Annotated in this window: 7 protein-coding genes; 1 reads left to right on the forward strand and 6 read right to left on the reverse strand. The window is 70.9% G+C overall.

Features of this window, described 5'->3' with window-relative positions; translation table 11 throughout:
* Window positions 1-52: 52 nt before the first annotated feature.
* The 5 genes from ffh to nsdA form a co-directional block, all read right to left on the reverse strand.
* Window positions 53-1,615 carry a signal recognition particle protein gene (gene ffh, locus FNH08_RS33950; protein WP_322725952.1) on the reverse strand — a complete coding sequence of 521 codons (1,563 nt, stop codon included), beginning with the start codon at window positions 1,613-1,615 and terminating at the stop codon, window positions 53-55.
* 163 nt (window positions 1,616-1,778) lie between these two features.
* Window positions 1,779-4,238, reverse strand: a complete 2,460-nt coding sequence (locus tag FNH08_RS33955) for a [protein-PII] uridylyltransferase (RefSeq protein WP_322725953.1) — start codon at window positions 4,236-4,238, stop codon at window positions 1,779-1,781.
* Window positions 4,239-4,261: 23 nt separating this feature from the next.
* Window positions 4,262-4,600, reverse strand: coding sequence for a P-II family nitrogen regulator (locus FNH08_RS33960; RefSeq protein ID WP_003993253.1), 339 nt, complete (start codon window positions 4,598-4,600; stop codon window positions 4,262-4,264).
* Window positions 4,597-5,937, reverse strand: a complete 1,341-nt coding sequence (locus FNH08_RS33965) for an ammonium transporter (RefSeq protein ID WP_152775366.1) — start codon at window positions 5,935-5,937, stop codon at window positions 4,597-4,599. The genes FNH08_RS33960 and FNH08_RS33965 overlap by 4 nt, the downstream gene beginning before the upstream one ends.
* 352 nt (window positions 5,938-6,289) lie before the next feature.
* Window positions 6,290-7,765, reverse strand: coding sequence for a transcriptional repressor NsdA (nsdA, locus tag FNH08_RS33970; protein ID WP_322725954.1), 1,476 nt, complete (start codon window positions 7,763-7,765; stop codon window positions 6,290-6,292).
* A gap of 457 nt (window positions 7,766-8,222) precedes the next feature.
* On the opposite strand from nsdA, the gene FNH08_RS33975 reads away from it, so the two are divergent.
* Window positions 8,223-8,882, forward strand: a complete 660-nt coding sequence (locus FNH08_RS33975) for a bifunctional DNA primase/polymerase (RefSeq protein WP_152775367.1) — start codon at window positions 8,223-8,225, stop codon at window positions 8,880-8,882.
* Between the two features lie 75 nt (window positions 8,883-8,957).
* Here FNH08_RS33975 and ftsY read toward each other — a convergent pair whose 3' ends face one another.
* On the reverse strand, window positions 8,958-10,169 hold the full coding sequence (gene ftsY, locus FNH08_RS33980) for a signal recognition particle-docking protein FtsY (RefSeq protein WP_152775368.1): 1,212 nt from the start codon (window positions 10,167-10,169) through the stop codon (window positions 8,958-8,960).
* Window positions 10,170-10,243 lie beyond the last annotated feature (74 nt).

Here is a 10,243-nt window from a genome sequence, read left to right on the forward strand (position 1 = left end):
GGTAGGGGCGGCAGGGGCGCAACAAGCCGAGGCACCCCCGCCGCGTCACCACTCAGCCCATGAACTTCTTGAACTCGTCCGGCAGTTCGAAGTCCTGCCCGCCCTGCTGACCGGGCAGACCGAACGCCCCACCCGGCGCACCCCCCTGCGCCCCGGCGGCACGCCGAGCCTCAGCCTCCTGCTCCTGCTGCTTGCGCTTCATCGGGTTACCGGACCGCTGCTTGCCCTTGGCCTTCTTCGGCTGCTTCTTCTGCCGGCCGGGGCCGCCACCCATGCCCGGCACACCAGGCATCCCGGGCATGCCGCCACCCTGCGCCATACGGGACATCATCTTGCGCGCCTCGAAGAACCGCTCGACAAGGTTCTTCACCGCACTGACGTCGACACCCGAACCCCGCGCGATACGCGCACGCCGCGAGCCGTTGATGATCGTCGGTTCCTGCCGCTCACCCGGAGTCATCGACTTGATGATCGCGGCCGTACGGTCGACGTCCCGCTCGTCGAGGTTGTTGATCTGGTCCTTGATCTGGCCCATTCCGGGCAGCATGCCGAGCAACTTGCTGATGCTGCCCATTTTCCTGACCTGCTCCATCTGGGCCAGGAAGTCGTCCAGGGTGAAGTCCTGGCCCTTCTTGGACGCCAGCTTGGAGGCCATCTTCTCGGCCTCTTCCTGGCTGAACGTCCGCTCCGCCTGTTCGATCAGGGTGAGCAGGTCACCCATGTCGAGGATGCGGGAGGCCATCCGGTCCGGGTGGAAGGCGTCGAAGTCGTCGAGCTTCTCACCGTTCGACGCGAACATGATCGGCTTGCCGGTGACCGAAGCGATCGACAGGGCCGCACCACCGCGGGCGTCACCGTCGAGCTTCGAGAGGACCACGCCGTCGAAGCCGACACCGTCACGGAACGCCTCGGCCGTGTTGACCGCGTCCTGACCGATCATCGCGTCCACGACGAACAGGATCTCGTCGGGGCTGACCGCGTCCCGGATGTCCGCGGCCTGCTGCATCATCTCCTGGTCGATACCCAGGCGGCCCGCGGTGTCGACGATCACGATGTCGTGGACCTTCGACTTCGCGTGCTCGATGGAGTCCTTGGCTACCTTGACCGGGTCACCCACGCCGTTGCCGGGCTCCGGCGCGAAGACGGCCACGCCGGCGCGCTCTGCGACCACGCTGAGCTGGTTGACCGCGTTCGGGCGCTGGAGGTCGGCGGCGACCAGCAGCGGGGAGTGGCCCTGCTCCTTGAGCCACTTGGCGAGCTTGCCCGCGAGCGTCGTCTTACCGGCACCCTGCAGACCCGCGAGCATGATCACGGTCGGCGGCTGCTTGGCGAAGCGGAGGCGCCGGGTCTCGCCGCCGAGGATCTGGACGAGCTCCTCGTTGACGATCTTGAGGACCTGCTGGGCCGGGTTCAGCGCCCGCGAGACATCGGCCCCGAGCGCCCGTTCCTTGACGTTCTTGATGAACCCCCGGACGACAGGAAGCGCCACGTCCGCTTCAAGGAGCGCGACGCGGATCTCGCGTGCCGTGGCGTCGATGTCCGCCTCGGAGAGGCGTCCCTTACCCCGCAGGTTCTTGAAAGTCGCTGAGAGGCGATCGGAGAGCGTATCGAACACGGCGGCTTCGGTCCTCGGAGTCGGGGGCGGTGGTGGATTGCCCTCCAGGGTATCTGTCCGGGCGCGGTAGGGCCTCCACCCGTTCTGTACGGAACCGTGAGCACCCTTCCCGAGCCCTCACGGGACCGGGGGCACCCTGCACGCGGGCACCCCCGGCCGTCGGCTACCCCCGCAGCGTCTCCTCCAGCGCCCGCGCCACCGAGGCCGCCTCCTCCCCCGGTAGCGGCACCCCCTTCGCGCTGGTCACGTAGAAGGCGTCCACCGCGTTGGCGCCCAGCGTGCTGACGTGCGCACTGCGCACCTGTACGTCCGCGTCCTCCAGCGCCCGCCCGATGCGGAACAGCAGCCCGGGCGCGTCCTGGGCCCGTACCTCGATCACCGTGGCGTGGTGGGAGGCGGCCGGGGCGACCGTCACCCGCGCCGCGGGCGCGACCACACCGCGGCGGCGCGGATACGCCGCGTCGCGCTCGGCCAGGCGGGAGGCGATGTCCAGGGAGCCGTCCAGCGCCCGTACGAGGTCGGCGCGCAGCCGGGCCGCCTGGGGCAGGGAGCCGTACTGCGCCGCCACCCGCCAGTTCAGCAGGAGCACCGAGCCGTCGACGGCGTCGGGCATCTCCAGTGCGCGCAGCTCCGCCGTACGCACGGTCAGGCGGTGCACGGCCAGGACACCGGCCACCGCGGGCAAGACGCCCGGCTGGTCCGGCACCGCGATGAGCAGTTCCACGCCGAGGGGCTCGGGATCGCCGGAGGGCTTGTCCTCGCTCTCGCCGGGCGGCTCGGTCTGGGCACGCAGGGCCAGGACGGGGCCACCGGTGCGGAACGCCTCGATGGCGAGTCGTTCCTGCTCGGCCGTGGGCGCCTCGTCGTCGGCCACGAGCTCCTCGGGGGCGTCGCCGGAGAGCACGGCCGCGACCCGCTTGACCAGGTCGGCCACGAGCGAGGCCCGCCAGGTGGACCAGGCCGCCGGGCCGGTGGCCAGCGCGTCCGCCTCGGTCAGCGCGTGGAGCAGCTCCAGGGTTCCCTGGGAGCCGACCGCCTCGGCGACCGACCGGACCGTCGCCGGGTCCTCCAGGTCACGCCGGGTGGCCGTCTCCACGAGCAGCAGGTGGTGGCGTACGAGGGTGGAGAGCACCGCCACGTCGTCGCGGTCGAACCCGATGCGGGCGGCCACGTCCTTCGCGATGATCTCGCCCGCGACGGAGTGGTCGCCGGGCCAGCCCTTGCCGATGTCGTGCAGGAGGGCGGCGACCAGGAGGAGGTCGGGGCGGTGGACGCGCCGGGTGAACTCGGAGGCCCGTACGGCCGTCTCGATCAGGTGCCGGTCGACCGTCCAGAGGTGCACGGCGTTGCGCTGCGGACGGCACCGCACCCGCTCCCAGTCGGGCAGCAGCCGGGTGATCAGCCCCTCCGCCTCCAGCGCCTCCCAGACGTCCACGGTCGGGCGGCCCGAGCCGAGCAGCGTGACGAGCTGTTCGCGCGCTTCGGCGGGCCAGGGCGTGGGTACGGGGCGGGCGGCGGCCGCCATACGGCGGACGGCGTGCAGCGAGAGGGGCAGGCCGGCCTGGGCGGCTGCTGCCGCGGCGCGCAGCGGCAGCACGGGGTCGCGCTCCGGGCGAGCGGCCCGCGCGAGCACCACCTCGCCGTCCTGCTCGACCACGCCCTCCGCGAGCGGGGAGCGCTCGGCGGTGGGCTTCCCGCCCCCGAGCATGGCGCGCAGTCGCGGCCGTACCGCGCGCGACCGCAGCACACGCCCCACCTCGCGCCAGGTCACGTCACTGGCGTACGAGATGACGCGCGCGGCCTCGTACACCTGGCGCAGCAGCGTGTCCGCGTCCAGCAGACCGAGTTCGGCGGCGACCTGGTCCTGCTCCTGGAGGGCGAGCCGGTCGGTGGCGCGGCCGGTGGTGAGGTGCAGCGCGTCGCGTACGTCGAGGAGGCGGCGCCGGGCGTCGGCGAGGCCCTCACGGGGTGCGTCCGCGAGCCAGGACGCGGCGACCGCGCGCAGGGCCGTGGCGTCCCTCAGACCACCGCGGGCCTCCTTGAGGTCGGGTTCCAGCAGGTACTGCAACTCGCCCTGGCGCTCGGCGCGTTCGGCGCACAGTTCCTGGAGTTCGGGGAGGCGTTTGGGGGCTTGGTTGCGCCAGTCGGCCAGCACGGCCGTGCGCAGACCGGCGGTCAGCCCGAGGTCGCCCGCGATGTGGCGGGCGTCCAGCAGGCCGAGCTGCACCTTGAGGTCCTCGCCCGCGGTCTTGCGCGCCTCGGCGGGGGTGCGCACCGAGTGGTCGAGGGCGAGGCCCAGGTCCCACACCGGGTACCAGATGCGGTCGGCGAGGGCGGCGACCGCGCCCGCGTCACCGCCGTCGTGGAGGAGCAGCAGGTCGAGGTCGCTGCGCGGCGACAGCTCGCCCCGGCCGTAGCCGCCGACGGCGACCAGCGACACACCGCGCAGATCGTCGGCTCCGGCGGTGAAGAGGCCGCTCAACCAGTCGTCCGTGAGTTCCGCGAGAGCCGCACGGCGCGGCGGCCCGGACTGCGCCCCCTCAGTGAGGAGACGCAGCCGGGCCGCCGCGTAGCCGCTGGGTCCCGAGTCCTCTGCTTCCGTACGTACGTCCGTACTCGACACCCAGCGACTCCTGTTCTTCTGCGTCAGAGCGCGTCGGGTCCGCGCTCGCCGGTCCTGACCCGTACGGCCGTGTCGACCGGGATGGACCAAACCTTGCCGTCACCGATCTTGCCGGTGCGGGCCGCCTTGACGACGACGTCGATCAGCTGCTCGGCGTCGTCGTCCTCGACCAGCACCTCGATGCGGATCTTGGGGACCAGGTCGACCGTGTACTCGGCGCCGCGGTAGACCTCGGTGTGTCCCCGCTGACGACCGTAGCCGCTGGCCTCGGTGACCGTCAGGCCGTGCACTCCGAAGGCCTGCAGGGCCTCCTTGATCTCGTCGAGCCGGTGGGGCTTCACGACGGCGGTGATGAGCTTCATGCGTCCACCTTCTTGCTCTCGGCGGCGACCGCGGCGGCGACGGCGGTCTTGGCCGCGCCGCCACCCGCACCGCTGAAGTCGTATGCGGTCTCGGCGTGCTCCGCCTGGTCGATGCCGGCGACCTCGTCGTCCTCGGAGACCCGCATTCCGATCGTCTTGTCGATCAGGAAGGCGAGGACCGCGGAGGCGACCAGGGAGTAGGCGAGGACCGCGAAGACACCGGCGCACTGCTTCCAGAACTGGGCCAGGCCGCCGCCGTAGAAGAGGCCCGCGACATCGGACTGGCCGTGGCCGCTGGCGAAGAAGCCGATCAGCAGGGAGCCGACGACACCGCCGACCAGGTGGACACCGACGACGTCGAGCGAGTCGTCGTAGCCGAACTTGTACTTGAGCCCCACGGCCATGGCGCACAGCACACCGGCGATGGCGCCGACGGCGATCGCGCCGAGCGGGGAGACCGCACCACCGGACGGGGTGATCGCGACCAGACCGGCGACCGCGCCGGAGGCGGCGCCCAGCGTGGTGAACGCGCCGTGGCGGATCTTCTCGTAGATGAGCCAGGCGAGCATGGCGGCGGCGGTGGCGACCTGGGTGTTGACGAACATCAGCGCGCCGACGCCGTCGTCGTTGCCGAGCCACGAGCCGGCGTTGAAGCCGAACCAGCCGAACCACAGCAGACCGGCACCGAGCATGACGAGCGGCAGGCTGTGCGGACGCATCGGGTCCTTCTTGAAGCCGACGCGCTTGCCGATGACCAGGATCACGCCGAGCGCCGCGGCACCCGCGTTGATGTGGACCGCCGTACCACCGGCGAAGTCGATCACACCGAGCTCGAAGGCCCAGCCGCCGGCGCCCCAGACCCAGTGGGCGACCGGGAAGTAGACGACCGTGGCCCACAGCGCGACGAACAGGCCCCACGCCGTGAACTTGACGCGGTCCGCGATGGCGCCGCTGATCAGGGCGGGCGTGATGATCGCGAACATCATCTGGAAGACCATGAAGACGAAGATCGGGATGGTGTAGCCGTCCCACAGCTCCGTCAGGCCGATGTTGCTGAGACCCAGCCAGTCGGAGTTCCAGCCGATGAGGCTGCCGGAGTCCGTACCGAAGGCCATGGAGAAGCCGTACAGCACCCACAGGATGGTGACGATCCCGATACTGATGAAGCTCATCATCAGCATGTTCAGGGTGCTCTTGACGCGGACCATGCCTCCGTAGAAGAAGGCCAGGCCCGGGGTCATGAGCAGCACCAGCGCTGAAGCGATGAGCATGAAACCTGTGTTGGCGGCAGAGAGCTTGGGTGCCTCTGCGGCTAGCGTGATGGCGGTTGATGCCATCGGCGTCTCCTCGTCAATAGGTACGGCCCCGTGCGGGCGAAGCCTGAGCGGACTTGAGGGGTGGGCCGGTTATGCGCCACGAGATTGACGCAGCGCGGTTTCGGTCGAGGCCCCTCGATGTTTCGCCGCCGTGACGAAGGCGCCGTGCGTGTTACGCCTTGATGAACTGCCGGATGCCGGCCCGCACGATCGTTATCGTGACGCAACCTTCGGTAAAGCCCCCGGGCAACCGCCCCAAGGAGACTGCTTACCGACCGCGGCGGCCATCCGATGACCTGGCATGGGGGAGCCGAGTCGGGTAGTCGGGATGGCCGGCCGCGGCCGGAGTCTCGGGGCCCTGGAGCGGAGGGGGTCAGACTGCTTCGGCGGTCTCGGGGAGGTGCTTGGCGAGCTGGTCGGTGAGGTCCACGACCTCGGCGAGATCCCCGAAATCGCGTACAGCCGTGTCGACGGTCTTTCGAATACGAGTGTTGACCCGCTCGGAGCGCACCTTTCCGGCGACCTCCATGGCCCTGCGGGCGAGCACCGTGCTCTGCTCCGGCTCGCGCTGCAGCAGGTGCACCGTGGCCATGCCGATCAGATTGAGTGCGTACGACCGCTGGTGCTCGCTGTCCTCGGAGAACAGGTCGACGGCCTTGCTCATCACGGGCTCGGCCATGGAGGCGTACGTGGGGCTGCGGCCGGCGACGTAGGCGAGGTCGCGGTAGGAGTGGGAGTTCTCCCCGTACAGCTCGGCCTCCGAGAAGAAGCGGATCCAGTCCGGGTCCGGCTCGTCCCACTCGTCGGCGTCGGCGAAGGTGTGCTCGGCCATCCGGACGGCTCGCTTGCACCTGCTGGGCTGGCCCATGTTGGCGTAGGCCCGGGCCTCCATCGCATACAGCATGGACTGGGTGCGGGGGCTCGCGCAGTCACGGCTGCCGTACTGCGCGAGGTGGATCAACTCCAGCGCGTCATCGGGGCGGCCGAGGTGGATCATCTGGCGGCTCATGCTGGACAGGACGTACGACCCGAGGGGTTTGTCGCCCGCTTCCTTGGCGGCGTGCAGGGCCAGGACGAAGTACTTCTGGGCGGTCGGCTGGAGCCCGATGTCGTAGCTCATCCAGCCCGCCAGCTCGGCGAGCTCCGCGGCCACCTTGAACAGACGCCTGGCGGTGGGCTCGGACTGGGGCTCCTGGAGGAGGTCCGTCACTTCGTGCAGCTGGCCGACGACCGCCTTGCGGCGCAGACCGCCGCCGCACTGGGCGTCCCACTGCCGGAACATCACGGTGGTGGACTCCAGGAGGTCCAGCTCGGGCTTCGACAGCCGGCTCGGGCGGCGCGCGGCGGCCGCGGGCTCCGGTGCCTCGCGCGGGGCGGGGGGCGAGGGCACGAGCCAGCGCTGCATCGGCTCGATGAGGGACGGGCCCGCGGACAGGCCCAGCGACGTTCCGAGGAAGCCGCGCCGCGCCAGCATGAGGTCACTGCGCGAGAACTCGCTGATCAGCGCCACTGTCTGCGGGCCCGTCCAGGGCAGGTCGACGCCGGAGGTGGCCGGGGACCGGTGGGCGGCACGCAGCCCCAGGTCCTCGACGGCGACGACACAGCCGAACCGCTCCGAGAACAGCTCGGACAGGATCCTGGGGATCGGCTCGCGCGGGTTCTCACCGTCGAGCCAGCGACGCACACGGGAGGTGTCCGTGGAGATGTGGTTGGCGCCGAGCTGGCGGGCTCTGCGGTTCACCTGACGGGCGAGCTCGCCCTTGGACCAGCCGCTCCGCACGAACCACGAGCCCAGGAGCTCGTTGGGGCGCTTGTCAGCGTTCGTACCGCCTCCGCCGTTGCCGCCCACTGGAACGCCCCCATCCCTGAAACCACCTGTGCGCTGTGTGCGCCAAGCCCTACCAGCATGCCGGTACACACTGTCGCCCGTCCGGCGGTTGCCACCCGTCGAACGGGAACTCGACTTGCCTCCGGCATACCCACGAGCGCATGCATCCCCGGGCTTGTGCACACACAGTAATCCTACGATCACCCGTCCAGCCACGGGTAATCCAGAAACGCCACCATTCGCCACCCCTTCGAATGAACTCACGGTCGCCTCCACGCGATTCACTTGACACATGACGGCCGGGGGTGGGCGGAGCGATGCATCTTGAGGCGCGCGCCGTCGAGCACACCACCCGAAGCACCACTGAGCGCCACCGGAACGAGCGGTCACCCGGACTGGACCGAGCCGGGCGGAAACACAGGGTCACGATCCGCCTCCGCCTCGTAACCAGTGGCGTGCTGGACCCGTTGGAGGGGGCATGGGCTTCACGATCGGCGGCATTCGGGACATGCGAACCGGCGCGCGTCGGCGCGGCGGCCGCTCGTCGGAATGCACCGCCGTGGCCGAGTTCACCGGGCTGTGGAGCTGGGACGTCGTGCCCGGCGCGCGGGCGGCGGCGGGAGCGTGCTCGTGCGGCAAGGCCGGTTGCCGTGCGCCCGGCGCGCATCCCCTGGACTTCGCTCCCCTGGTCCGCGCCGGGGCGACACTCGACGAGGTGACCACGGCCTGGGCGGAGTTCCCGGGCGCCTCGGTCATGCTGCCGGTGGGCCGCGCCTTCGACGTGATCGAGGTCGCCGAGGCCGCGGGACGCCGCGCCCTGGTCAGACTCGAAAGGATGGGCCTCCCCCTCGGCCCCGTCATCGCCACCCCGGAGGGCCGCACCCACTTCCTCGTCGCCCCGGGCGCGGCGGCCGAGCTGCCGGGGCTGCTCTACCGCATGGGCTGGGACGACCCCTCGTCCCTCGACCTGCGAGGACTGGGCCCGGGCAGCCATGTCACGGCTCCGCCCTCCGACCGCGGCGGCCTGGGCCCGGTGCGCTGGCTGCGCTCCCCCGCCCTGGACTCGGCGACGAAACCGCCGGCCGCACGCCTGCTGCTGGGCACGCTGGCGTACGTGGCGCACCGGTCGCGGGCGTAGCCTCCGCCGGAACAACAGCGAAGAGCCCCCTCACGTGAGGGGGCTCTTTCTCGCGTTCGTACGGCTCCTCGGCGTTCACTCTCCGATAAGCGCATCCACGAACGCCTCCGGCTCGAACGGCGCCAGGTCGTCGGCGCCCTCTCCCAGACCCACCAGCTTGACCGGCACGTCGAGCTCGCGCTGGACGGCGACAACGATGCCGCCCTTGGCCGTGCCGTCGAGCTTGGTCAGCACGATGCCGGTGATGTCGACGACCTCGGCGAAGACACGGGCCTGGATCAGCCCGTTCTGACCGGTGGTCGCGTCGAGCACGAGCAGCACCTCGTCCAGCGGGGCGTGCTTCTCGACGACGCGCTTGACCTTGCCGAGCTCGTCCATGAGGCCGGTCTTGGTGTGGAGGCGGCCGGCGGTGTCGATGAGCACGACATCGGCGCCCATCTCCTTGCCCTCCTTGACCGCGTCGAAGGCGACGGAGGCGGGGTCGCCGGCCTCGGGGCCGCGCACCGTGTGGGCGCCGACCCGCTCGCCCCAGGTCTGCAGCTGGTCGGCGGCGGCGGCACGGAAGGTGTCGGCGGCGCCGAGGACGACGCTCCGGCCGTCGGCCACGAGGACTCGGGCGAGCTTGCCGGTGGTGGTCGTCTTGCCGGTGCCGTTCACGCCGACGACCATCACGATGCCGGGCTTGCTGGTCTCCGGCTCGGTCTTCACGGTGCGGTCCATGTCGGTGCCGACGAGCGTGAGCAGCTCCTCGCGGAGCAGTCCGCGCAGCTCTTCCTGCGTACGGGTACCGAGCACCTTCACCCGCTCGCGCAGCCGCTCGACCAGTTCCTGGGTGGGCTGTACGCCGACGTCGGCGGTGAGGAGGGTGTCCTCGATCTCCTCCCAGGTGTCGTCGTCGAGGTGCTCGCGCGAGAGGAGCGTGAGCAGCCCCTTGCCGAGCGCGTTCTGCGAGCGGGAGAGCCGGGCGCGCAGCCGGACCAGGCGGCCGGCGGTGGGCTCGGGGATCTCGATCTCGGGGGCTTCGAGACCGGGGACGGTGGGCGGTTCCTCGACGGCGACGCCGGTCGAGCCGTCCGGGAGGTCCACCTCCTCGATCGTCCGGCGCGGTTCGTCGCGCGGCGTCTCGGCCTCGTCGCCGACGTGCGGCTCGGCCGGAGGTGCGGTGATGTCGGGCGTCGTGGGGGGCGCCGGCGGCAGCTGCTTCTTCCTGCGGCTGCCGATGACGAGCCCGCCGATCGCGGCGAACACGACCACGGCGATGACTACAACAAGGATGAGGATTTCCATAACGGGACCAGTATGCGCGACCACCCCCCGCCGTGTTCGGTCCCGTACGGCGGTCGGCGGACCCGTCCGCGCGC

Source organism: Streptomyces spongiae (assembly GCF_009377185.1).
Lineage (GTDB): Bacteria > Actinomycetota > Actinomycetes > Streptomycetales > Streptomycetaceae > Streptomyces > Streptomyces spongiae.

What these genes read in the sequence shown, in the direction of transcription:
- FNH08_RS33960 (WP_003993253.1), bottom strand. Translation starts at nt 4,600, where the DNA reads ATGAAGCTCATCACCGCCGTCGTGAAGCCCCACCGGCTCGACGAGATC.
- FNH08_RS33965 (WP_152775366.1), bottom strand. Translation starts at nt 5,937, where the DNA reads ATGGCATCAACCGCCATCACGCTAGCCGCAGAGGCACCCAAGCTCTCT.
- FNH08_RS33975 (WP_152775367.1), top strand. Translation starts at nt 8,223, where the DNA reads ATGGGCTTCACGATCGGCGGCATTCGGGACATGCGAACCGGCGCGCGT.
- ftsY (WP_152775368.1), bottom strand. Translation starts at nt 10,169, where the DNA reads ATGGAAATCCTCATCCTTGTTGTAGTCATCGCCGTGGTCGTGTTCGCC.